This window comes from Paenibacillus aquistagni (genome assembly GCF_900177815.1).
GTDB lineage: Bacteria > Bacillota > Bacilli > Paenibacillales > Paenibacillaceae > Paenibacillus_B > Paenibacillus_B aquistagni.
The window spans coordinates 123466-149519 of the sequence record NZ_FXAZ01000008.1; the positions used below are offsets into that span (position 1 = coordinate 123466).

17 protein-coding genes are annotated in these 26054 nt (G+C 48.9%); 6 read left to right on the top strand and 11 right to left on the bottom strand.

From position 1 onward, the window contains the following. Position 1: 1 nt before the first annotated feature. Both B9Y93_RS21730 and B9Y93_RS21735 read right to left on the bottom strand, forming a co-directional pair. Positions 2–520 (bottom strand): sigma-70 family RNA polymerase sigma factor, encoded by a 519-nt coding sequence (locus tag B9Y93_RS21730; RefSeq protein WP_085498217.1) that lies wholly within the window; start codon positions 518–520, stop codon positions 2–4. A 239-nt stretch (positions 521–759) separates the two neighbouring features. Further along, complete coding sequence (locus tag B9Y93_RS21735) at positions 760–1455, bottom strand: Crp/Fnr family transcriptional regulator (RefSeq protein ID WP_085498219.1); 696 nt, start codon at positions 1453–1455, stop codon at positions 760–762. A gap of 111 nt (positions 1456–1566) precedes the next feature. On the opposite strand from B9Y93_RS21735, the gene B9Y93_RS21740 reads away from it, so the two are divergent. After that, positions 1567–2337, top strand: a complete 771-nt coding sequence (locus tag B9Y93_RS21740; RefSeq protein ID WP_085498220.1) for an HAD-IIB family hydrolase — start codon at positions 1567–1569, stop codon at positions 2335–2337. A gap of 279 nt (positions 2338–2616) precedes the next feature. Here B9Y93_RS21740 and B9Y93_RS21745 read toward each other — a convergent pair whose 3' ends face one another. The 8 genes from B9Y93_RS21745 to B9Y93_RS21780 all read right to left on the bottom strand — a co-directional run bounded on the left by B9Y93_RS21745 (position 2617) and on the right by B9Y93_RS21780 (position 17269). Further along, positions 2617–7299: an S-layer homology domain-containing protein gene (locus tag B9Y93_RS21745; protein WP_085498222.1), complete on the bottom strand. Its 4683-nt coding sequence runs from the start codon at positions 7297–7299 to the stop codon at positions 2617–2619. Positions 7300–7397: 98 nt separating this feature from the next. Next, on the bottom strand, positions 7398–8666 hold the full coding sequence (locus B9Y93_RS21750; protein ID WP_085498224.1) for an extracellular solute-binding protein: 1269 nt from the start codon (positions 8664–8666) through the stop codon (positions 7398–7400). Between the two features lie 111 nt (positions 8667–8777). Continuing rightward, a complete protein-coding gene (locus B9Y93_RS21755) occupies positions 8778–10388 on the bottom strand; it encodes a response regulator (RefSeq protein ID WP_085498226.1) in 1611 nt (536 codons plus the stop codon). Beyond that, entirely contained in the window at positions 10385–12181 is a 1797-nt protein-coding gene (locus B9Y93_RS21760; protein WP_085498229.1) for a sensor histidine kinase, read from the bottom strand. Before B9Y93_RS21760 ends, B9Y93_RS21755 begins: the two co-directional genes overlap by 4 nt. Before the next feature lie 203 nt (positions 12182–12384). After that, the gene (pgmB, locus tag B9Y93_RS21765) at positions 12385–13101 is read right to left on the bottom strand and encodes a beta-phosphoglucomutase (RefSeq protein ID WP_244903533.1); all 717 of its coding nucleotides are present in this window, start codon (positions 13099–13101) and stop codon (positions 12385–12387) included. Further along, positions 13098–15458, bottom strand: a complete 2361-nt coding sequence (locus B9Y93_RS21770) for a glycoside hydrolase family 65 protein (protein WP_085498231.1) — start codon at positions 15456–15458, stop codon at positions 13098–13100. Before B9Y93_RS21770 ends, pgmB begins: the two co-directional genes overlap by 4 nt. Positions 15459–15502: 44 nt before the next feature. Next, positions 15503–16318 (bottom strand): carbohydrate ABC transporter permease, encoded by an 816-nt coding sequence (locus B9Y93_RS21775; RefSeq protein WP_085498233.1) that lies wholly within the window; start codon positions 16316–16318, stop codon positions 15503–15505. Next, a complete protein-coding gene (locus B9Y93_RS21780; protein ID WP_244903534.1) occupies positions 16319–17269 on the bottom strand; it encodes a carbohydrate ABC transporter permease in 951 nt (316 codons plus the stop codon). Positions 17270–17593: 324 nt separating this feature from the next. On the opposite strand from B9Y93_RS21780, the gene B9Y93_RS21785 reads away from it, so the two are divergent. Continuing rightward, positions 17594–18649, top strand: a complete 1056-nt coding sequence (locus tag B9Y93_RS21785; RefSeq protein ID WP_085498238.1) for an FUSC family protein — start codon at positions 17594–17596, stop codon at positions 18647–18649. A gap of 356 nt (positions 18650–19005) precedes the next feature. Here the strand turns inward: B9Y93_RS21785 and B9Y93_RS21790 are convergent, their stop codons facing one another. After that, positions 19006–23649, bottom strand: coding sequence for an S-layer homology domain-containing protein (locus B9Y93_RS21790; protein ID WP_085498241.1), 4644 nt, complete (start codon positions 23647–23649; stop codon positions 19006–19008). 199 nt (positions 23650–23848) lie between these two features. Between B9Y93_RS21790 and B9Y93_RS21795 the strand changes: the two genes are divergently transcribed. From B9Y93_RS21795 to B9Y93_RS21810, 4 genes are read left to right on the top strand one after another with little or no spacing between them, the layout of a single operon-like run. After that, complete coding sequence (locus B9Y93_RS21795) at positions 23849–24340, top strand: GNAT family N-acetyltransferase (protein ID WP_085498244.1); 492 nt, start codon at positions 23849–23851, stop codon at positions 24338–24340. Positions 24341–24366: 26 nt separating this feature from the next. Continuing rightward, entirely contained in the window at positions 24367–24867 is a 501-nt protein-coding gene (locus tag B9Y93_RS21800; RefSeq protein ID WP_085498246.1) for a phage tail protein, read from the top strand. A 37-nt stretch (positions 24868–24904) separates the two neighbouring features. Next, the gene (locus B9Y93_RS21805) at positions 24905–25408 is read left to right on the top strand and encodes a phage tail protein (protein ID WP_085498248.1); all 504 of its coding nucleotides are present in this window, start codon (positions 24905–24907) and stop codon (positions 25406–25408) included. Positions 25409–25422: 14 nt separating this feature from the next. Continuing rightward, complete coding sequence (locus B9Y93_RS21810) at positions 25423–25947, top strand: phage tail protein (RefSeq protein ID WP_085498250.1); 525 nt, start codon at positions 25423–25425, stop codon at positions 25945–25947. Positions 25948–26054: the final 107 nt, after the last annotated feature.

The window sequence follows — 26054 nt, forward strand, 5'->3', positions numbered from 1 at the left end:
CTTATTCAAGTAATTCACGCTCCCCGAGATTTAGTTTTAATTTTTCCAACCCCCGGTATATGATGGACTTCACTGTACTGACAGGAGTATCAAGCAAATCAGCAATATCCTTGATTGATCGGTCTTCAAAATATCTCAGCATCAGCACGGTTTTGGATTTCTCATCAAGCTGACCAAGCGCTTCATAGAGCACCATCTTGTCTTCTCTTGAATGCTGCACATAACTTGCTTCTTGCACCTGTTCTACATACACGACCTTTTTCTTTTTGCGGAGATAATCTATGGCGCAGTTTACGCCAATCTTGGTCAGCCAAGTATTAAAATACTGTGCTTGCTTTAACTTGTGCACGGAAATAAATGCGCGATATACGGTTTCTTGCACGATTTCCAAGGCATCATCCTGATTGTTTACATAAGTGAATGCCATCCGATAGATATGCTCTCTTCGCTCTTGAATGAGCAGAGCAAAGCTGTCCTCATCCCCATCGATAGCTTTATTGACTAGCTCTAAGTGATCCATACGACTGCGTACCTCCTGAACACATTCAATCCTTCTTCTCGCTAAATGCCTAATGCCAAACCTACAGTTCACCACTCCATTTATAATGGTCTACTCTTAATAGACGGCTTCATCGAGGAGAAAGACGCAGGTACGAACAAGGAATATGTTCCTATTCATGCAAAAACAGCTGTCTTCTATGAATGACCAAGAAGGCAGCTGTTTATTCAAGGTAACGAGTGTATGCTCTTTTTCCATCGCTATTCAAATAAGATTCCATTAGACATTTCTTGCAGGCGAGTCCAGTCCAGCACTCGAATATAATCCTTCCCCCTCTCCAGAATGCCCTCTTGGCAAAGTCCTTGTATCGTTCGGTTAAGATGCCGATGGGTGGTACCCAGCAGGCCTGCGATTTCGCCAATCTTGGAGGTTTGAAGCTCTGATGTGAAGGGGGTATAGGCCTCCGACAGCATCGTGGACAGCAGATAACTGGCAAATCGATTCTCAACAGACGACAGCAGGTTCACACTTGCTTGGCTTGTACAGGTTTGCAGCTTGTGACTCAGATGCAAAAGCAGATAATGCAGCAGCTTGGCATTATTCATCTCATGTTTGCGTAGATAATCAAAATCAAGTCCAAGCAGCACACAGTCGCTAACGGCAGCCACTTGAGACTTCACGGATATCCGGCTGATGAACTCAATATCGCCAATGACAGACGGAGGATTGCAGAAGCGAAGGAGCAGCGATTTGCCTGTAACCAGATTGGTCGAGATCTTTAATTTGCCCTCAACTAAAAAAAGCAGCGTGTGAATCTCATCTCCCTCATGGAACAGAACCTCATTCGCTCTGTAGGAGTACAGCTTAAATGGAATTTCTCGGATAGGATCAAACCATTGATCCATGCCAAACCGTTTTATAAGATCATTGACTTCATTAGATATAGGATTAACCATGTGGACACCTCAGGCTGTTTGATTTCGTTAAAGTGAAAAGCGAGGACATATGTCCTTCTATTATATCCCAACCCTTGTATGATAGAAGAAAAACGATATTCGAGGTGCACCATGAAGTTTGTCTTTGATTTGGATGGAACGATTTGCTTTCAAGGAAAGCCCGTACCTGCAAAGCTAACAGATGCAATAGCCGCCTTAACCGCAGCAGGGCACGAAGTTATCTTCGCTTCTGCAAGACCGATTCGCGACTTGCTGCCTGTCATCGATAAAGCTTTCCATGCTTATCCCATGATCGGAGGCAATGGCTCTATCGTGGCACAAGCTGGCGTCATTAGCTCTACCGTTCATTTTAAGGATCAAGAACGGCTGCAGCTCCTTGAACTTATTGCATGCTTCAACGCGACCTATCTAGCAGACGGCAAATGGAATTACGCCTATACAGGCCCCTTAGACCATCCGATTGTTCAGAATCTTGATCCTGAACAACGAGCAGCCAACATCACGATCGAGGAATTGCAGCCACTGATTAAACTCCTAATCGTAACCTCATCCGATATGGAGCGTCTGGAGGAACGTTTAAGCACCCTGAATGTGATCGTCCACTCCCATGGCAAGGAAGGGGTGCTGGATATTAGTCCCGCTGGCATTCATAAGTGGAGCGGCTTGCAGCAGCTAGGTGTCCAAGAGAAGACCTATATTGCCTTTGGCAACGATGCCAATGATATCACGATGTTTCAGCATGCCAAGCATGCGGTCATGATCGGCCATCATGACAAGCTCGTCTCTTATGCTTCTGAAGCAATCGCTATGGATGGAGAGCAGGAGGAAAAAGAGGATAGAATCGTACAGAAGCTGCTTCAACTCTCACAGATCTACAGCTAGTAAAAGAAAGCGGAGAAGTATGAAGACATCGATCTCATCTTCTTTAGCTTCTGCCGCTCCAACGAAGAAGCAACAACAGGGGTGAAGCCTAACCACATTCTAGCTTCATCCTGACATCATCATAACCGATGACATGAGCCGCCAATGAATCTTTCGCTTTATCAAAATTGGTGCAGTGGCTCTCCAGTGGCTACCATCACGCACAGCCACCGGCTTCACCGCAGCTTACTTGACAAAAAAGAGGCTTTGCGTCTATTTAACGCAAAGCCTCTATCCTTATTATGGTGCCATGCGAAGCAGCAACGTTACCGCTTCTGCTCTAGTTACAGCATCATTCGGCGCAAAGCGCTGATTCTTGCCTTGAATGAGCCCCGCTTCATAGACTGCTGCGGCTGCTTCTCTCCCCCATGCTGGAATATCATCCGCATCAACGAACGGAAGCGCTGCCTGCGAGCCCTTCAGCTCCAATGCGCGAGCCACGATGCTAACCAGTTCCATGCGCGTGATCGTTTGGCCTGGTCGGAAGGTATGATCCTCGTAGCCCTTCACGAGTCCTGCCTTCACCACACTGCTGACGTATGGCTTCGCCCAAGCTGGGATGCTTGCTGCATCCTTGAAGGATACCGCAGTCTCATCTGCCGGCAGCTTCAACGCTCGAACCAGCATAGCCATCAGCTCGCTGCGCGTTACTTTCGCATTTGGACGGAATGTGGAATCCTCATACCCCTTCACGATTCCGCGTTCTACAGCCTTCTCAATGGCTTCACGTCCCCAATGCTTCGCAATATCGGAGAAGCCTTGTTGCTCTGGCTTTTCATTTCCGCCATTGCCATTGCTGCCGTTATTTCCATTGTTATTATTATTTCCATTATTGCTGTTTCCGTTGTTTCCTGAGCTGCCATTATTACCATCGTTTCCGCTGTTGCCATCATTACCATTATTGCCGCTGTTATCGTTTGGCAGATCACTAAGCGTAATCGTCACGGACTTCGTTTGAAGCGGCACTGTTACCATTCCTTTGCCCTGATCGATCGTGCCTGCTGAAGTATGCTTAATATTGTTCACCATGCTTGGCAGTTGAATGCTGAAGACCGCATCTGCTGCATCTACCTTAGCTTGTGCCAAGCTAGTGGAGAATGTAAAGACAAGCTTGTTCCCGCTGCGCTTAATCTCATAGCCTACTCTTCCGCCTTGAAGAGCTGGATAGTTGTTGATCGAGGCTACAATCTGCTTGTTCTTCGCCGCTTCTTTGACCCATTCTTTTGGGATACCGCGGCCTACAATGATCTCGACCTGTTGATTCTTATCATAGATGCGCTCTGCAATTAGAGAATCGACCAGCACCTTGGAGTTTACAGCTTGGCCCCACATATGCTGTGCCGAGCCGCCTCCGCCCGGCGTATTCTGTACGCCAAGACGATCATTGGCAGCTGCCCATGGACTCGATTCTGCAGGATAGTTGATGCCTTCCCACCAGCTGAATGGTCCACTCATTGACTTTTCAATCATGAACTCATAGGCTTTGATACCCATATCGCGGTACTGCTCGCCGCGAAGCGCGGCACTGCCGTATCCCGCATTGTAAGCACTGGAATAGAAGCCGTGAGGATATCCGCCAAAGTTGTAAGGAGAATCGGTCGTCCCCTCTACCACACGGCGCTCCATACCGTATGTGTATGTGTCATCAAGCTTCGTTAAGTTAATGTTATCTGCTGGCTGCTCTGCTCCATAGAGATAGCCATCCCACAGCCATCTGCCGAACAAGAACATGGAAGCCCAGTTCGCGTCTCTCGAATCCTTCATCCGGTTCTCATCATTGCTCTGTACAACCGAAGCCGGAATATAGTCGAGTCCCTTCTCCTTCATTGTTGACTCAAGCTTTGCCGTAAAGTCTGCTAGCAGATCGTCGTACTGTGCCTTCGCCCACTCTGCCTCCGCGAGATAGCGGTCATCGCCCTTCAACTGATGAAGCTCTCTAGCAATATATTCATAGGAAGCCAAGCCTGTAAGCGCTGAATAGTTGTCGATCGTCCATAATCCAAGCGTATCAATGGCCTTTGTCTGCTTCATAATGCCGCCTTCGCCGGCACGATCGCTCTCGATGCTTCTTGCACCGAACTTGACGCGCTTTTCGAATACAGTGCCCATGGAGCCGTCATCCGCTGTCATCATCTCATCGAAGATCGAGGCATCGCCTGTCTTGCTCAAGTATACGGCATACGTCCATGGCAGCTTCCAGTTGGCATCCCAGAACTGGTTCGGGTCGATCTGCCCCGTCTCAATGTTGATGCCTCCTGTCAGCGGAATACTCTCGAGATACTCCCTCGCATGAGCGAAGTCACCGCTCTGAATGAGTTGAACGAAGATGCCGATCGTATCGTGCGAGTACAAGCGAGCATAGCCATTCTCACCAACATGCAGATAGTTGCCATCCTTGATGATCATGTTGTAAATGTAGCCTGCCTTGAAGGCATTCACAAGCTCCTTGTTCGGCAGGTTCATATCGACAACCGAACCAAGTCTTGTGTTCCAGTAAGACTTCATCTCGCTGTAATTCGAATCGAAGGAGCCTTGCTGTGCAATCTGAGCTCTCGATAGGGACGCAAATGCCTCCTTGCCTGCATCGAAGTACTCATACTTGTCAGCTTCGATCGCATACTCTCTTACCACAGTTTCGCCTGGCTTAATGACATAAGCATTAGCCGCTGCTGCGTTCATCGGTACAAGATTGCTCGATACAACCGGCAGCAGGCGTGTCTCGCTAGACGCGTTAGTTACCGTCATTCGCGTATAGTTGACGACATAGTCTTTGCCATCAACCGTTCTCTTGTTCGCGAATGATTCGAGCTTGACCTTCATCTCATGGCTGTCAAACTCATGAATAAACACTGGCAAATAGCCTTCGCCATTCACCCATTTGATATTGGATTCGCTTGTCGCCCCGAAGGTTACTATCTGCTTTGGCGCAACGGGGCCATGCTGCATTGGGCGGTTGCCGCCAATCTGATAGGAGCCATCCAAGAAAGCAAGCGTTGCATTCTTATCCCCTTCAAAGCCGAAGCCTGCGGTTACTTTCGGATTGGTTGCATATTGATAGCTCTCTGTGAGCTGAAGCGCATCCATCGCATTTAGCACAGCGGAGTAGGACAGAATCCGCTCTTGCTCTGCTGCATTTGCAGGCAGCGCTTGTGCCGCTTGAAGCACAGCTTTGAGGCTTGCAGCCGATTCATCAGTATAGCCTGCCAGAACGACTTGGCTCATTCCTGCCAGCATAGCAGCCACATCTTCCAGCTTCTTGCCAAGCGCAAGCTGGTCATAGCACTGCTGCACCCGAAGAAGCGCTGCATCCAGTTCCTCCTGCTTCACATCGACATCGCTCAAGCGCTGCTCGGCATGACTTACTGCAGCCTCCAAGGCTGACCACGATTCGAGGGTGAACAATTGACGGTTAACCTGCTTCACTTGTTCAAGCTTCTCAAGCAAAGGCGCCTTCACAATATTGCCTTCCTTCACGATGCGCATCATGCCTGTTCCAAGCGTGGATTCGGATAGGAGTACACCATCCTTCTTTTTGCCAAAGTACTCGTTCATGGAATCTGTAATCTTCGGCATAACCATCCATCGATAGGAGCCAAGTCCCAATTGTTCTTGCGTCAGTACCAATGCATAACGGGTATTGGATTGAAGATCATAGCTGAGCTCCGCAGTCGTAAGGCCGCCGTCAATGATGGAATCCTGCTTAACGACTGTCTTCGCAAGCGCTTCTCCCTCCGGAAGTCCCTCTGCATTAACAGCATGCAGCTGAACGACAAGGTCACTTACAGGCTCCTTATATCGTTTTACAACGAATTGAACAACCTTCATTGTGAAGCCTTCCTCTACAGAGAACGTCTGGTAGCGTGCTTGCTCATTCTTGGAAGTACCAAAGGTATACTCTCCAATGGAATGGCCTGTATAGTCAATGACGATATTCGATTCTCGCTTCACAAGAGCCGCTTGAGCGGCAAGCATGCCTTGGTAAGCGCTGTCAACTTGCTGCTGAGTGGCTGCTGCAAGATCGAGCATCCGCTTTGCTTCCTCTCTTGCATTCACGAGGTTAGCCCATGATTCATCTGTATACAGCCCTTGTGTCATATACATCAGACGATTGTATTCGTTATTCAGCGTCAGCTTGTCCGCAAGCACACGATTGCTAAGGGCAAGTCCAGAGAAGGACATATTTCCGTTTTTACTGCGAACATTGGTAAGACGCACATCTACTCTGATCTTTTTCTGAGCGGGGACTTGAAGCTGGACCTTCATCACCTTAGATGCAGCATCTGCTCCAAACTGCTTCGTATCAAGCAGCAGTTCATCAGCATATACCTCAACCTTCACATCAGCCTGCCACATCCCTAAGCCAAACATAAGTGTTGAAGGCACTGCTTGAGGTTCAACCTGAATATTCCATCCTACGCGATCATACTGGCCCGGCTCACGGCTGTCTGCTGGGTAGAATACGCCAAAGCCGGTATCCTTAGAGCCATATTGTGCGCCTTCCATCCCATCAGTCCACGTATAGGACATATAATTTACATCGCTGCCTCTGCTGGTCTTGCCTTCTGAAGCCGTATTGCCATAAACATCAAAGGTAACCGAGCTGCCTCCAGCCTTTTTCACCTGCGCGACCTTGCCAAGGTTGTCGCCTCTTAAGTGAATCCAATCCGCATCGCCCGTTTCAGTGAGATTAAGCGAATACTCCCCTTGAACCTCGCCATCAGTCATATGGAGCCCAGCATCTGCCTGCAAAGCATTTGCTTGCAAGACATTCTCCCCAGCTGCTGCTTCTGCTCCAAGGTTCACATTCGTTCCTTGAATGGTCTCTTGATCTGGGGAAGCCTGTACGGCTACTGGTCCTAGCGTTGTCGCAATCATGCTGACGAGTAGTGCTTTTGATACCCATTTCTGTAGTGGATCTTTCAACGTCAATTCTCTCCCTTCAATGCCCTTCTATAAATTCAATGCTCTTCTTAAAAAAAAGGGGGGGACCTTACATCATGCAAAGTCCAACCCCTGTCATGCTAGTTTTGTCCGTACTTGCTTTGAAGATCGTTGAGCAATTGCTCGACAGTCAGGCCGTCCTTCTTAAAGATGATCTCTTCTACGCCTTTAAGCAGGTCAGCGTGGAAGGCTTTTGTCTGCTCAGGATAAGCAAATGGCATGCCTACTTTTTCCATGTTGTCGAACACTGGCTTAAGCTCAGGGTTCTTTTCCAGATATTTAGGCAGCAAAGCAGATACTGCTGGAGAATAGCCGACCGCTTCGATAGCATTGATCTGAGCATCATCGCGAAGAGCATATTTGATCACTTGCATCGCTTCTTCTTTGTTCTTGCTGCCCGCAAGGATAGACAAGCCATGCGAGTAAGCGCTTTGTGCCTCAACCGTGCCTTTTGGCATTGGAAGCGCGATCATTTCCATGTCTGGGTTTGCTTCCTTCAAGTGGCCGACATACCAAGGGCCTGCAGTAGACATCGCGCCTTTTTCTTGGCTGAACACTTCGCCGTCCCAAGGAGCACCTACTTCAATCGGTGCAATCGCTACCTGATGCTTCAAGAAGAGATCCACGAAGAACTGAACGCCTGCAATGTTCTCCTTGGAGTTGATAGTCTTGCCGAAGCCCCAATCTCCTCCAAACGCATGCACATACTGTGTAATATGGAACGGATCAATGCTGCCGATAATGCCCTTTACGCCGTCCTTCGACATCGCTTTCGCCAGCTCTACCACTTCATCCATCGTTTCAGGCTGCTTCGTTATGCCGGAAGCCTCAAACATCTTCTTGTTGACGGCCAGCATGGAAGTAGAGGAATCGTAAGGGATCCCGAACAGCTTGTTGTCGTCGGTCCAGCCTTTATAGAGGGAGGCGGTAATTCGATCCTTCTCGAAGCCTACCTTATCGATCAGCTCATCCAAAGGAGCTAACACGCCTTTTTTGATATATTCATAGTTGCCTTCATCAGACATTGCGATAATATCCGGACCTACGCCTGCAGCAATCGCCGCTGGAACCGCTTTCCAAAATTCATCACTGGTCGGATACATCTGCATCTTCACTTTAATATTCGGGTGCTCTTTTTCCAGGCCATCGATCATGTATTCGAAGTTTTTCTGCTCCGAAGCGTTTGCCCAGTAAGCCATCGTAACTTCCACCGTCTGTTTCTTTTCTTGATCCGCTCCGCCGCTGTTAGCAGCACTATTCGCATCGCCTGCATTTGAGCCTGAGCCGCAGCCTACCGCAGTAAGCATCAGCAAGAGGGTACAGAGCAGCACAACTGCTTTCTTTTTCATAAGTCACTACCCCTTTTGTTCCAGATAATTCACCTTGGTCGGTGTTACCTTCATCTTAGCTTTGCGAACCTGCAGCGCAAACAGAGGATCTTTACATATCTTTGTGATTTTTTACTTTCCCATGCAGGTTTTTCGATACTCGTTAGGCGGAAGGCCATACATCTTCTTGAAGCTTATATAGTAGTTATCAATACTGTTGAAGCCTACCTTCTCCGCGATCTCATAGGTTTTGAGTTTGCCATCCCTGAGATAATCGAGCGACTTTTTGACCCGATAGCGGTTGATGTATGGAATCAGCATGGAGCCGGTCTGCTCTTTGAAAATGCGGCTGAGATAGCTGTTGTTAAGCCCGACATAATGAGCCAGCTCATTAAGCGTCAAGTCATGATCATAATGCTCGTGGATATACTCAATCACCCGCTTGATCTTATAATTCGTTGACATCTCCGCAGGCGAGAAGCTTTCCTGCAGCTCGTCAAGCTCCTCCAGCAGCATGGCATACAGCTCCGCTAATCGCTCGGCACCCATGATGCGCTGGATCTGGCTGTAATCCTCCTCTGCGGAGTTCGCGGGCATATAAGACTGGATGAGACAATGCAGATTCACACACAGCTCCATTACAGCATGGCGGTCAAGCGAACGCTGCTCCTTGATGACACCAAACAGCTCATGCACCGCTTGAATAGCCGCTTGGGCATTCTTCTCCTCTAGTGCCTTGCGAATCTGCTGCTCTAGCTTGGCAAGCCATGCTCGGTCGTGTCCCTCGCGCATTCTTGCCGGCTCATACACCATGACATTGCCCTGCTCTTCATAGAACAGCAGTTCAGCCGATTCCTGCGCCTCATGATAAGCCTTCGGGACATCCAACAAGCAGCCGTGCAGGCCGCTAACCAGAAAGCTTACTTGAATATTAAGAAACTGTCTTAACGTCTTCTCGATTTTGCGAATAAGCCCCCAGCGCTGCTCCAGGATGTCATTCATGCTTCTTACCGTGCTGTAGGATTTGATCAGGACAAGCTCCTTCGAACTCATCTGGAACAGTTCCAGCTCATCATAGCGCTGCAGCACCTCCTGCAGAATATTAAGAATGGAGAAGCCAAGCAAGTGCTCCATTCCTTTCTTATACCGCTCTCTTACTCTCTCATAGTGATTGATCGACATGATCATGCAGCAGACATTGGGCTGCCTGAGCTTCAGATCATACAGCTTCGTCTTCTCAGCAATCTCCCAATCATGGCGCACTACTCCAATGACGAGATCCCTGAGAAATATGGTCTTAAGATCACCGCGGCTTCGCTCCATGCTCTGCTGGATCGGCGTGATCCGCTCCTTCTCCTTGGCACGCTGTTCGTTCATCGTGGCGCGGACCCTTTCCAGTGCTTCGAATACGGCCAATTGCGTCAGATTTGGCTTGTGAATATAGTCACAGGCACCAAGCCGCAGCGCTTCACGCGCATACTCGAACTCATTATGACTGCTCAGAATAATAACCTTGCAGGCGGGCTTCGTTTCCCGCAGCTGTCTCAGCACCTCAAGCCCATCCATTACTGGCATTCGAATATCTAAGAACACGACGTCAGGACTAAGCAGCTCGATCTTTTCCAACGCTTCTCTTCCATTCGCAGCTTCCCCTACAAGTACGTAGCCATGCTCATGCCAATCAATAAATGTCTTGAAATTCAAGCGAATAAAGGCTTCATCGTCCACAATCATAATGTTCATGCGTATCCCTCTCTTTCCTCTTGATCCGAATGCGGATGATGCTCAATAGCTGGAATGAGTATCGATACCTCTGTGCCCTTCCCTACTTGACTATGGACGCGCACACCGTACCTTTCTCCATAATGAAGCTTCAGGCGCCTAGATACGTTGCCAACACCAATAGAGTTCATCGTCTGCCCATTCGATTTTTCCTGAGCCAGGAGCTCTTGAAGACGCTCATCCTCAATACCAACGCCGTTGTCTGTGATCGTAAACTGAATATCGTTTCCTGCTTTCTCCACTCGAAGCTTAAGCGTATACTCCGCAGAATCCCCAACGAAGCCATGGAAGATGGCATTCTCCACAAATGGCTGCACCATGAATTTAAGCGTGCTGCAGGTTAAGACCTCAGGGTCTGCTTCAATATCGAATTCGAACACGTTATAATAGCGCAGCTGCAAGAGCTCTAGATAGCTTCGTATAAAGGAGATCTCTTCTTCAATAAAAATAAATTCCTGCGTATTCCGCGTTGAAAAGGACAGCACCTTGATCATGTCATCAATAGCTTCGGTAATGTTGTGAGCCATCTGTGCTTGCGACATCCATTTAATAACAGACAGCGTATTATAGATGAAATGAGGATTAATTTGGTTTTGCAGCGCTTTCAATTCTGCGCTCCGTTTTTTCTTCTCCCCCTGCCTGATCTGCTCGATCAGTTCCTTAATCTCTCCTGTCATTCGGTTGAAGGAGCCCGCAAGCTGACCTACCTCATCCATGCGATCCTGAGTCGCAACGACCTCAAAATTCCCTTTTTCCACCTTGCCCATCAGTCGGCTGAGCCTTTGAATTGGATTTGAAATGCTTCTTGAGATCAGATAAGCCGTGACGAATCCTAAGCCAATCAGGAGCAGCAGCAGCAATACGGCCGTATTTCGAATCTGGATGATCTCAGCCAGCAGCTTGTCACGATGAACAACGCTGTAGAATTTCCAGCCAGAAATGCTGGATTCATGCTGCACCACGTAATACTTTTTTGGATTCGACTCCATCTCAGCCAATGCCTGACGATGCTTGAATCCGACCATGGAAGGATTGGAGCTGAACACCACCGTATCGTTGTCATCGACAATAAACTGACTGACATCCTTTTTGTCATCGAGACCGCTGAACAGCTTCTCAAGCTTCTCCATGCGGAAATTAATGAGCAGTACACCAAGCTTCTCAAAATTCTCTGTATCCACAAGCATGCGTCCCACCGAAAGGACAGGTCGCGGCTTGGCATACATCTGCTTCTCTTCATGCATGCCAATAAGAACCGGGCGTTCGGCATTATTCACAATGCGCTGGAACCACGGTTCGTGAACAGGGGAATATTTGTAATTGAAGGTCGTGTCATAGCCTCGGCGATAGATTAATGGACTGTTCTTCGGGTAGATAAGAATGGAGTCAATGTCTGGATTAAAATTCATCAACTCCTTGAACACGTTGTCGCTGATATAGCGATAATCCATGCTTTTGGTAAATGTCTCGTACGCTTCCTTGGAGTAGTCTTTGGACAAGATCTCAATCAGCTTCTCATCATAGAATGGGCGCTCAGAGGACTTGATCATATTGCTTACAAACGAATCTGCAGTGGATACCATCTGCAGATTCGTTTCCTGAAATGACTTTTCAATTCGTGTTTCAAAGACAGACATCGCATAAACATAAAAATAATCACTAATGACCACAAGAGGAACAATCATGAGCAAGGAATAGGTTAAGAACAATTTCTGACGAATGCTCCGATCTCGTAAGCGTCTCCACTTGCGCATGAAGAGGTCCCCTTTTTGTAGAAATTTATCGAATAATGACGAATTAATCTTATGCGATATCCCAGCCCGCTTCAACAACAAACGAGAAGGGCCTGCTCGATTCTATGGCTGCTTCTTGCCAATCTTCGCATCTTTTCGTGCATTTGCGCTTGCTAGGAACCTTTTAAGCATCCTGTGTCACAATTACATGCCAATTAGCCAAGTTATACACCCTGTACTGCCGATTTCTTCACTTCGCCTACTTGGCTCCAATGTGCCTTAATGCTCGTTAGCGTAAGCTTGGACGTATCCGGTACGACCATGTCTGCTTTGGACAGGATGGAGGCATCGCCTACCCCCACCGCATACATTCCTGCTCCTTTGATCGCTTGAATGCCGGCTTCCGCATCCTCAACGCCAATGCAGCTGCTAGGATGTACGCCAAGACCTCTTGCCGCAGCCAAGAATATATCAGGAGCTGGCTTCCCATTAGCAATGCTCGCTGGATCGACGATGCAGTCAAAGTAGGCCTCAACCTTCAGCTGCTTCAGCAACGTTTCTGCATTCCGGCTTGCTGAAGCCAGCCCGATCCGAAGCTGAGCCTCCTTCAGCTCATGGAACAGCGCTTCAATGCCTGGCAGAATCTCCGATTCATCCACCGCTTCTATGAGCTGCTGATAGACGCTGTTCTTGTGCGCCGCCCAATGCTCTTTCTGCTGAATGCTGATGCTTCTGCCGCCATCTTCCATCTGGCTTAGGATTTTTTCCAGAGAAGCCATCCGATCGATCCCCTTCAATTGTTCGTTAAAGGCATGATCGAAAGGCAAGCCGAGCTCATCGGCCAGCTGTTTCCATGCTTTATAATGATACTTCGCGGTATCGGTAATAACGCCGTCCAGATCAAAAATAAAGGCTTGAATGGCGGAAGCTTGAATCGTCATGCGAGATCTCCTCCTTCCAAGGAGATGCTCAGCATCTGATCAACCAGCTCGTAGGCCTTGCCATGAATAGTCATCCGGATCGGCTTTTGCACACTGTCCGGGTTCAGACGTTCAATCTTCATCTCTTGCTTCGTAATGGTCACTCTCAAGCGCTCACCTTGCCAAGCAAGCGGATAGGATAAGCGCTCCCACGCCTCTGGCAGCCTAGGGTTCAAGCGAAGCGCGCCCTCCCAGGAGCGGACACCGCCAAATCCCATAACAGCTGCCTTCCATATGCCCCCGATGGATGCGGTATGGATCCCTTCATCCGAACTGTGCATATTCGTTCCCAAGTCAATTTGGCATGCCTTTTGGAACATCTCATAAGCAAGCTCGCTTTCTGCTACATCACTTGCCAGCATGCTGTGCGTAGACAAGCTTAGGGAGGAATCATGCAGCGTCTTTGGCTCGTAATAGTGCCAGTTGGCAGCCTTCGTCTCCTTCGTAAACCAATCCTCCAGCAGATAGAACAAGACCAGAATATCTGCTTGCTTCGACACTTGAATATCGCTAAGCTGAGTCATGCTGTAGTCATTTAGAATCGAAGCCACCTGCTCTTGGTTGCGGTACTTGCTCAAGTCTATGACCTGCTTCATGAGATACGTATCATCCTGAGGAATAATCTTGGTTGTCTCATCTGGCTTCGGCAAATAGATAAGCGCTGACTTCTCCTCCCATACCTTCAATCGCTCTGCAAGGCCCAGCTTCTCATTCAAGCGCTGGTAGACCTGCGAATCCGCTTCCCTAAGCTGCTTCATGCACGCCATCGCCTTGGTTATATTCCAATACGCCATATAGTTGGTGAACGCATTGTTCGCGACATGCTCCTTGTATTCATCCGGCCCGATGACGTCCGTAATATGATACTGCCCCTTCTCGTCGTTCCACTCCAAGCGGCTTGCCCAGAAGGTTGCTGTTTCGAATAAGATCTCATAGCCATACTGATCCATATATGCTTGATCTGAGGTGGCTTGATAATAGTGCCATACGCCATACGCCACATCAGCGGTAATGTGCTGCTCGATCTTACCCGTCCAGATATAAGTAGGCGTACCGGTTACAATATCCACGGGTCCCCATTCCGGTGTCTCCTCTTCGCCTGTCAAGGCGGATTCCCAAGGATACATCGCACCTTCATAGCCGTTGTCGCGAGCCTTGCTGCGCGCTCCGTTCAAGGTGTGATAGCGATAGGTGACCAGGTTGCGGGCAATCTCGGGATGCGTATATAGGAAGTACGGCAGAATGAACACCTCTGTATCCCAGAACACATGTCCCTTGTAGCCTTCGCCAGTCAATCCCTTTGCTCCGACAGAGAAGCGGCTGTCATGGGCTGGCGTCATCAATACCAAATGATACTGCGCAAAGCGTATGGCAAGCTGATCAAAGGCATCCTGGCTATCCATCTCAATAGACGATTCATTCCAGAAGGCCTGCCATGCCTCCTCATGTTTGCGGAATTGGCCGCAGTAGCCGAGTTCTTCCGCCTTGCGCAAATGATGGCGGGCGGCCTGCTGCAGATGAAGCGCATCCAAGCTCTCCCATTCAAGATCAAGGCTGGTATGCATGCTTGCCAGCTTGTCGAGCGTAAGCGTCTTGCCTGCTGCTACCTTGCGCTTGTAGGTCAGGCTTACCTTTCTCCGCTCCATGCTAGGCGCTGGCGCTGCTTCTATACGAACGCCATTCTCCAGCAGCTGATGAGCCAAGGTATGCACGAATACAATGCCCGTCTCTGTCGTTGTCGCCGTATATTGAATGAGCTCCTTATCAAAGACGCGGCGGTCACCTTCAATAAAATGCTGTGCTCCTGAATTCGTTAGCTGCCCGTTAATGCTTGAGCGAATCGAAATATCGGCATCATGCTTCAGTGGTGTAATCTCCACCCGTTGTCCAATCAGATGACGATCGTAAAGCGATACGAAGCGTCTGAAGCTGAGCTTGAACCATTCGCCCTGCTCATCCTCCCACAGCATCTCGCGCTTTAGCTCACCCTTCCGCAGATCAAGCTCACGGCGATACTGAAGCAGCTTCCCCTTCTCAAGATGAAACGGTCTTCCATTCAGGCGAATATCGAGCTGAATCATATCTGCCGCATTCGGAAGCTCCGTAACCTCTTGAACGCCAAAGCGATTATAGGTGCCTGCAACGAATAAGTTGCGCCGCTCCCCGGGGTAGCTCTCCTCATGGGCCGCTCTCAGTCCCATGTATCCATTGCCCTGACAAAAGATGGTCTCATACTTGGCGAGATATCTCGCGTCAAATGCCGACTCCGCAACCACCCAGCCGTGACTTTGCTCATTCAATCCTGTATATGCAATCATGCTGTGACCTCCTCGTGTTCAAAACGGATGTAATGTGTGGGATGTTAGCCCTTCAGACCTGTTGTCGCAATGCCTTGTACCATATGACGCTGGAACAGCAAGAACACGATAATGATGGGAACCGTCAGCAGCACTACGCCGGTCATCGTTAAGTTCGGCCATTCGAAGTAGCGATTCTTCAGTGTGTTGAGGCCAACGGTCATCACATACCAGCGGCTGTCATTCACAAGGGTCACTGGCCATACGAAGGAGTTCCACGTTCCTGTGAAGCTGAAAATAATCTGTGTGCCGATCGCCCCCTTGGAGAGCGGCAGCATAATGCGGAAAAAGATGCCGATCTTGTTAAGGCCGTCAACCTCCGCAGCTTCTTCCAACTCACGCGGCACCGTCAGGAAGAACTGGCGCATCAAGAAGACAAGGAAGCCTTGGAACAAGAATGGAATAATGAGCCCTTGGTAGCTGTTCAGCCACTTTAGATCTACGATCATCGAGAAGATTGGAATAATCATGACCTGATAAGGCACCATCATCATCCCAATGACAAGGAAGAATACGACCCCTCTTCCACGGTAGTTCAACCTTGCTAGCGAATAAGCAGCCGTTGTGTTGACAATCAGGTTCCCGATCAGAATGCCGAAGGTAACGATGATTGAATTTTTGTACCAGATCAGAATATCGGAAGTCGTAAAGATATCCACGTAGTTCTCAAATGTAAAGCGAGTCGGCGGCACCAAATGTCCGATATCTTCCTTGCTTAATAAGGATGTGTAGATCGCATAGCCGAACGGCACGATAAAAAAGATCGAAAAGAAAAACAACAGCAAATAGCGTAGGAACTTCGCTTTGCGACTATCCGCCACCTAGATCTCCTCCTTCATGAAGCGTCGCTGCAGGAACGACAAGCCAATAATCAGTGCAAAAATAATAAACGCTGCCGCGCTGCCGTAGCCTGAACGGTTGAAGCTGAACGCTTGGCTGTAAAAGTACGTAACGATCGTACTTGTTGCACCCGCCGGGCTTCCTAGCGAGCCGTTGCGAGCAAGCGCATAAGGCTGATCAAACAGCTGCATGACGTTAATAATTCCTGACATAATGACGAGATACGTCACAGGCTTAAGCATCGGAACGGTAAGCTTCCAGAATTGCTGCCAGCCGTTCGCGCCATCGACAAGCCCTGCTTCATAGATGTCATTAGGGATGGTTTGCAATCCTCCCAGATAGACCACCATGTAGAAGCCGGTATACGTCCAGATCGTTAAGATCATTAAGAACAGCAGCGCATACTTCACATTGGCATACCAGGATACATCCGGAAAGCCAAACCAAGTAAGGAACTGCGTGGCGATCCCCTCCTGCTGCATAAACAAATACATAAATACAGTGGTTACGGCAATCGTCGAGGTGATGTACGGCATGTAGTACAGGGTGCGGAACAAGCCCTTGAATCGAAGCACCTTATTCAGATTCACCGCAATGACCAGTGCTAGAATGGCCTGCAGCGGCACTGCGACCACGGTCAGCAAGAAGGAATGGCTTAAAGCCGTCCAGAAGTCCTTGTCCTTCATAATCTCAATGTAATTGTCCAGCCCGACAAAGGTTGCGGCGTCAGGATTCAGGAAGCTGATATCCTGAAAGCTGTAGATAAAAGACTGCAAGAGCGGATAATAAAACCATATTCCCATCAAGATCAGAATGGGGGCCACGAATAGATAGCCTACAAATGTCGAAGAGTTCCCGAGTCCATACAATCTTGAACGAAAGCTTTGCTTCGGCTTGGACATGGAACGATTCATTTCAGTACTAGGCGTCATGCTGATACTCCTTCCGGTAACGAACCTTGTTCGTGTGATCATGTATCTTCATCATAAGAAGCGGTCGATTTTCCCGGAATAGAGGATATTTACAACAGTCCGAGGATTTTTACATTGGGTCACTATCGAAATAAAGCAGCAAATGGGTTCGAATAAAATGGCAGTCGAATGAAAGGTCCTTATGATCGTAGTTGTTCATCGTATTTTATGTGATAAATATCATATAGCGGAGAGATGAATCGAAGTATGATTGCATATGGTATATTCTGAAAATTTCTGAAAATGAAATGATAGATTGTAGATCATAGATTGAGGTGCCCGTTTATGCTTCAACCTAAGCTTCAGCGTCTGGAGACGCTGCGACTCAAGAATCTTCACCAGTCGGTTCCACGCTATGCGAGTCGTGTGCTTCCGACTCATATACAGCGCAAAATTCTGCGCATCCTGATCGCCTTTCCGTTGGCTCAGCTGGTTACCTATCTGATGGGCTATGGGACATCGCCGACCTGCTTAATCTCAACAGCGATGGTACTGTTCTCTGCCTCGCCTCTTGAGACTGCGGTGTACAAAAAGATGAATGAGCGGATTTTCAGCAATCTGCTGGGGATCGTTATTGGCTATGTCAGTACCTTAATGGTGGAGCCGCCTACTGCCCGTATCATCATCGGCGGACTCATGATTGTCTTTGTCGCCTATTGGTTCCCGAAGCTGAATATATCGCCAGCATCCACGAGTGTCGCCATGCTGATCGTAGCCGAAGCACCACGCTATGAAATGTATTTGTCGCTTCAGGAGCGCGCCTTTCTCGTTGTCCTTGGCTGCGTTATCGCATATATTGTCGTTCGGTTTATTGTGCCGCCACGTCATCATAAGACGCTCTATGCCAAGGCAGTTCGGCTCTCAAAGCAGTTTGTCCACCGCTTGCAAGCCATGCAGGCATTAAGTAAGGCTGATCGAGCGAAAATGCGCTTTGCGCTTGCACATATCAAGAAAGAGACGGACCGTTACGCCTATATTATTGATAACATGAATAAGAGCAAGGACCCGCAATTTGTACGGCTTGCTCAGATTCTGAAGTCACTGGATCTGCTGAAAGGAGTCATCCAATACATGCAGGAGCATGATGATGACTTTGAACAGTTAGCTGAGCCATATCAGGAGGCATTTCGAGCAGAGCTTGCTCGTCATCTGGAATATCATGCAGCGCTGCTGGATGCTGAATCCTTCGACGAGGAGCCCCTCCGCGATCATTCATACAGCTTTGGCGAGCTTCCTTATCACAAAGCGGCAACGTCCTTCTTCTATCCATTAGACCTATACGGCAGTTCGCTTGATTCGCTGCAGCATGCTCTGACTGTGAACGAGAATCGTGTCAGCTAAGTACGCTGTTCTTCTGCAAATCGGACCGGACACAGGGCTGTCCTCATTTCTAAATGTTCAAATTAGGCGAATCAGGACCAAGCCGGAGCTTCAACATTTGAATCATAAGTCTTCCTTTATGAAAAGTTTAAAATACATTACATTCGGCCAAGCTTCCACTTGAAGCTGATCACTCGCCGCAATAACGCAAAGAACGCTCCCTTAAGCTAATCAAGGGAGCGTTCTTGTTCTTTCACGGTTATAGATTATTCAAGTTTTATTGTTGTGTGAGCAGCATAAGGAATCCTTCTCTTAAAAGCAAAATGGCCTCCTTCGATTCAGTTCGATCGTCGTTCATTCATCGCGTCTTCGGATTATTATTGGATCAGCTGCGCCTTCTCCAGCAGCCTTTGAATCATGACAGCGGTCTCGGCTCTCGTAATGTTGCTCGTCGGCGACAGCTTGCCTTGATCGCCAACAACAATGCCTTGGTGCAGAGCCAATGCAGCGGATGCCTTGGCCCAATTGCCTAGACGATGGCTGTCCTGATAAGCTTCGAGAAGCTGCTGCTGTCGTTCCTCGCTAAGCTGATCCTCCACACCAATCCAGCGGATCGCTCTCGCGATAACGACCACGGCTTCTTGTCTTGTAATCGAGGCATTCGGCTTAAACGTTCCGTCTTGGTAGCCATCGATTAAGCCTAATGCCGAGCCGGTATGAACGATCGAGGCATACCACGGCTTCAAACCAATATCCGTGTAGGAATGTCCACGATGATCGGTTATCTCAACTTTTTCAAGCCCCATTGCACGCAGAATCATCGCGGTAAATTCCGCTCGCGTAATTTCCTTCTGCGGCTCGAATTGATCTTTCGCTGTGCCAAGAAGGATCATTCGGGAAGCCATCTCCTCAATGCTCTTGTGCGCCCAATGCTTCGCAGTATCCTTAAACGCAGCTTGATGATAAATGAGTCCATAGGTTCCGCTGCCAAGCGGCGTATAAAAACGAGCCATCGTCTCGCCGCCTTGCGTCACGATCGTCGTAGGAACGTGGGCTAGGCTTCTTCCATCCGTTCCTATTCGGACCGCTGTCGTAACACGGGAAGCATCTACATTCGATGGAATCGTAATGGTATGCTCCAGCAAACCGTTCAACAGGCCGATCTCTACGATCCGATCGTCTTGAACTGTGGCAAGGGAGAATCGAATTGGTGCCGTTAGCAATGTGGATGGCGTAGACACATCCGCAGACAGCTGCTCCAAGTGGACACGGAGCTTGGAGCCCTTATGTTCCTTTGCAATCGCATCTGCCGGAAGCTTGGGCAAGGAGACGGTATATCCAGCGTATCCGCCATTTAACATGATGGACGCTTGCTTGCTTCGCAAGCGCTCATACGCCGCTGCGGTCATCTCCAATATCACACTCCTGGAGGAATCCAAGAGGCTAATGATTACTGCCGGACCAGCCTTGACTCCTTCCAATGCCTTAATCAGTTCAGCTTCGTCCAATATTACGGTCGTATGATCACCACTGCTAGTCTGCTCGACTTTATATCCTTTGTAAGTCGTATCGTCAATCCTGATGGAGATCTTGACCTGATTGTCCTCGTCAGGATAAGGATAATATCCCCCACCGCTATATCCACTATATTGAATGGATTCCGAATACATCTCACTGCTATTAAGGGCGTGATCGCGGAACTGAACGTATACCCGCTTCTCCCCACTGCCGCCTTGCAGGCTCCAAGTCTTCTTGGCTGCCGCTGGCTCCCAGCTTGACCACTGCTTGCCATCATGGGAGAAGCGCATATCCTTAATTCCAGAGCCATGCTCGTCAGATGAGGTTAGCGTCAGATTGACCTGTCTAGAGCTCGTGCTGCTCTCGCCGCCGTTGATCTTTATCTCACCGACAGGCTTGGTCTGATCAAGCTTAATGCTCGCTTGAATGGCTTGTTGGCTGACCAAGCCCGCATGATCCTTCAGTTGAACCTGTACGGTCTTCTCTCCATCACCAGATGTTAAGCTCCAAATCTTGGCTAGGGCTGCCGCTTCCCAACTGCTCCAATCAGAGCCGTTGTTAGAGAACCTCATCTCTGCTGTTTGGCTGCCCTCTGAACCGTCTTCCATCGTAATCGCTAGGTTAACCTCAGTCTGATTCGTCCAAGCATCTTGATGGTTGATCGTCAAAAGTCCCGTTGGAGGGGTGGTGTCCAGCTTGATAACCGCTTGGATCGCTTGACCGATCCATCCCGCTTCGTCCTTGAAGCGTATAAAGATCGTCTTGGTCCCATCTCCTGCTGGGAGGTTCCAAGGCACACTCAAGCTTACTGGGGTCCAAGTGCTTGGCCAAGCATCTACTCTATCGCTGATCTGCATGCCTGCCGCATCCGGACTTATAGCTGACAATGTCAGCACTGCATCTCGGCTTGTTGTCCACTCAGCACCATTGTTGACAGCCACGGCACCGGTTGGCGGAGTCGTATCCAGCTTAATCGACGCTTCATCTGGCTGGCCAATATTGCCTGCAGCATCCTTGAAGCGTACGTACACCTTCTTCTCACCGTCACCTGCTGACAAGCTCCACTGCATCACTGGTGCGATTGGCGACCAGGCTCCCGGCCAGTTCGTGTTATCCATGCTGACCTGCATGCCAACAGCATCGCTGCTGACATTCGTGAATTGAAGCGATACATCTGGGCTGGTCGCCCATGCTGCGCCTCCATTGATGCTGATCTCACCCGCTGGAGCATCTGTATCCAGCTTAATCGATGCTTGAGCCGTATCGCTTATATTGCCTGCTGCATCCCTGAAGCGCACATATACCGTCTTCAGCCCATCGCCTGCTGGCAGCCCCCAACTTATGCTAGCTGAGAGCGGGGTCCAAGGAACCGCAGTCCAATCCGCATCCTGATCGGCGATCTGGAGGTCGGTGATATGCTCGCTCACTCCGGTAAAGGTGAGCTGAACATTCGACTGATTCGTCCACTCTTCTCCGTTGTTCACCGCGACTTGACCAGAAGGCTTGGCGGTAAGCACGTAAATGGTCTTGCTGACGATATCGCTTATGTTGCCCGCTTCATCTCTAAAGCGCATGTAGACGTTCTTTTCTCCATCGCCCGTTTCAAGCACCCACGGAAGCTCACCTGTCGGCAGGCTCTGCCAGCCCGATGCATCATCGAAGGCTGCAAGATCATTGGAGACCTGCATCTCCTTCACATCCGGGCTAAGGCCAGACAATGTAAGCTTGACGTTCTTCGTATTTGTAAAGTCCGCATCTCCATTCATCATAAATGTGCCTGTTGGCGCTGTAGTATCAATCGTAAACGCCACTGTCGTCGTGTTCCCAGCCGCATCGGTCACAATAAGGGTATGATGGCCCTCATCCTTAACCTCAGACCCTGATGTGAAGGCACTGCCATTGAGAGTTGCTGTTCCCTCATTGTAATGCACTGTAACGGAAGTCCGATAAAGGCCACCATGCTGCACTCCGGTTACAACTGGGGGCGTCTCGTCCAGTATAATCACTGACGAGTACTCATCACTGACGTTGCCAGCAGCATCCCGATAAGCTGCGTACACGGATTTGCTGCCTTCTCCCGAATCAAGTGTCCAACTCTTCGTGCTTGCAGCCGGCTCCCAAGTCGCTGAGCCAGCAGCCTGCGTCTCATTGCGCAGCCGCATCTCCACAACTCCTGATCCGCTGCTGTCATCGTGATATTGAAGTTGAAGCGCAACCTGCTTGTTTCCAGTCGCGATTGCTCCGCTGTTTATCGTAATTGATCCTGTCGGTTTGACGCGATCCAATCCTATGGAAGCAGACATCGTTTGGGGACTCACATTGCCAAATGAATCTCTGTACTCCACATATATCGTATGTGGTCCGTCCGTGTCTGGCAGCGTCCATGCATAAGAAGCTGAATAAGGCTCCCATGGCGTCCAATCTAGCGAGGCGTCTGATAGGCGCATGTCGATGTTATGCTGACCAGCATCATCTTGGGCTTGCAATTGAAGGGCTGCGCTTCGGTCTGATGTCCACGTCGCCCCATTGTTAATCGAGATGCTCCCAGTTGGCGCTGTAGTATCTACCGTAATGGTCATAGCGTACGCTTGCGAGATCAGTCCCTGACTGTCCCGTACTTGCATATATATTGTCTTCTGTCCGTCTCCCGGGGATAATGCCAGTGATTTTGAATAGGCAAAAGGCTCCCAGTCGGGCCATTGGCTTACATTTTCGCTAAATCTCATGGAGATAATATCATCGTCGTCGGGGTCACTTGCAGATATATTCAAATTAACGCTGGTGTGGTTCGTAGAGGTTCCGCCTTCCACCGTAAACGTTCCTGTTGGAGGCTGATTGTTCATATAAGTGATGTGCAGCTGTGGACGTTGAGATGGGTCGGCATGCTCGTTGGAATAAATAAAGAAGCGCCCACTGTCTTGATCCAGCTCATTGCCTGTCAAGATAAACACCATGTCAGGATCTGATAAGCTTGTATAACCTTTTACAAGATCGGTCACATCGATTCTAATCTTATGGCCGGGGGGATGTGTAGGTCTCTGATCGCCATCTAATGGGGCGTCATATCGCTTGGGCGGTACAGCCGCATCCGCGACAGGAATAGATGGTTCACTCTCTTGAAGTTCATTGGCAATTGAACCATGGATATCCATGAAGAGTGGATGCAGAGGCTGAGCGCCTTCTATCATGTTTACGCTGAGCTCTAGCTCTGCAGAGAGCATAGGCTTGTGTTCTAGCAGCCTAAAGTGAATAGCGGCTCTGTTTTTTACATTCTCCCCAAAATCGGGGTCATTTGTGATGCCAACATAGATATTTTCACTAAAATCATCAGTGTATACCCCATCGTAGCCATTGCTGCCCATAATCTGAAACAGATCAGAAATAGCTGAGAGTGTTGTTGTCGTTGTTGTAGAGGCGTATGTCTTATGAGGCAAGCCGATCGTCGTGAGCAATGTAGAGCAGAGCATCGTCACGATCACTATGATCGCATTTATTTTCTTCACCGCTTCCCCTCCTTATCTTCTTCTATGAAAGATGCATGAAGATACAAAATATTCCTATCAGATAGACTAATCGAACCCTGTATCGACGTCAATAAAAAATCGATCTAAAACAACAAAAGTTGACACAAAATTACAAATGTGATAGTAACATTAATAGGAACTTCTATTTTTAACCATACCAAGAAAATAGGTGATCCTCATGTCCATCATGCCAACCCTCACCCCTACAGATGGCAAAGACCCCAAAGTTGAGGAATTTCTATACCAAGTATTCTATTCCACCAAGCAAGAAGAAGCGGTGTCATGGGGATTCCCCCCTGAAGAGGCCGACTCTTTTATTCGTACACAATGGATGATTCGACAGCAAGCCTATCAGCTGCAATACCCATGCGCTAATACGGAGCTCATTATCGATGATCATAGATGGATTGGCAGCCTTATGACCGTCCGCACCGAAGAAGCCCTTCATCTCATTGACCTAGCCCTACTTCCAACTTATCGCAATCAGCAGCACGGCACTCATATCATTACTAAGCTGCAGCAAGATGCGTCAGAACATCACATTCCGATCCTCCTTCATGTCCTTGCCATGAATCCCGCCCTTCGCCTTTATCAGCGAATGGGATTTACCATAACCGGTAACCATGAGCCTTATCTCTCCATGCAGTGGACGATGGATACCGGCACCTAACCCATACACAGAAAGGAGACAATGGAATGAGCGACTCGTATGTAGGAGAAATACGCATGTTCACTGGCAATTACGCCCCTGCAGGATGGGCATTCTGCAATGGCCAGCTGCTGAGTATTTCAGAGAATGAAGTGTTGTATTCACTAATTGGAACGACCTATGGAGGAGACGGCCGAACAACCTTTGCACTGCCTAATCTTCAAGGTCGAATTCCGATCCATCAAGGAAACAGCTATATACTAGGCCAGCAAAGCGGCACCGAGACGGTCACCCTGACCGTTAACCAGCTCCCTCAGCATACGCATCTGCCTGCCGCAGACACAGCCGCTGGAGACAACCCAAGCCCTGAGCAGCATTTCTTTGCTTCATACAGCGGCAAGCCTTATTTTTCAACCGCTCCCAACAGCACGATGAACACGTCAACCGCCAGCCACGTTGGTGGAAACCAACCTCACAACAATTTCATGCCTTATCTAACGGTTAACTTCATTATTTCGTTATATGGAATTTATCCCTCTCAAGGATAATGGTTCCTTATAAGAACAACAAAGGAGGAATACAGACATGGCAGAGCCTTTTCTCGGTGAGATACGTGTCTTTGCATTTAATCAGATTCCTAAGGGCTGGCTTCCCTGCAACGGCCAGATCCTGCCCATCCCTAATAATCAAGCTCTTTACTCCTTGCTAGGAACCACTTATGGGGGTAACGGTACAACGAACTTTGCCCTCCCGAATCTGCAAGGAAGGGTTCCTGTTCATGTTGGCAATAGCGTTTCCGCTGGAGAAGCACAAGGCGAAGCCGCGCACACGCTCACGATTAACGAGATGCCTGCTCATACTCACGAGCTGCGTGCTTCCAATGAGCCCGGGTCAACGAGCAAACCTCAGCAAGCAGCATTCGCTCAAACTGGCTCTAGCACACATCAGTACAGCTCCAATGCCAACACATTCATGAGTGCTGCCGCCATGACCCCAGCAGGCCAGTCCCAGCCCCACAACAACATGCAGCCATACACGGTGTTATCCTTTTGCATTGCAACTATAGGCATTTACCCATCTCGTGATTAGGAGGGGTTCAACATATGGATCCGTATTTAGGCGAAATTAGAATATTCGCAGGTCAATTTGCGCCAAAAGACTGGGCGTTTTGCAATGGACAGCTGCTACCCATTTCACAAAATACCGCCCTTTTTTCCATCATTGGAGTCCGCTATGGGGGAGATGGAAAAACAACCTTTGCCCTGCCGAATCTGCAGGGAAGAGCGCCTTTGCACTTTGGTGCAGGGCCTGGGTTGACGCCCCATGAATTAGGAGAAGCAGGCGGCAGCTCAAGTGTAACCCTATTGGAATCGGAGATTCCACGACACAGCCACACCCCTGGTGCGGTATCATCAGGATCAGGTGACGCTAATCCAGAGCAGAAGGTGTGGGGACCAACAGCAGGGCTTCCAGGTCCCAAAATCTACTCAACTGCCGAACCGAACGTATCCATGAATCCTGCTGCATTATCCCATACCGGAAGCAGTCAGCCGCATAATAATATGCAGCCTTACTTGGGAATCAATTTTATTATTTCTTTAGCAGGAGTCTACCCTCCTCGCAGTTAATGCTGTTGTACAAGCAGGATTCAGAATCATGTCATTCCTATCTACAGGGCTGCCTTCATCATGACAGGCGGCTCTTTTTTGCATGTCCTCGATTTCATCCCCTAATC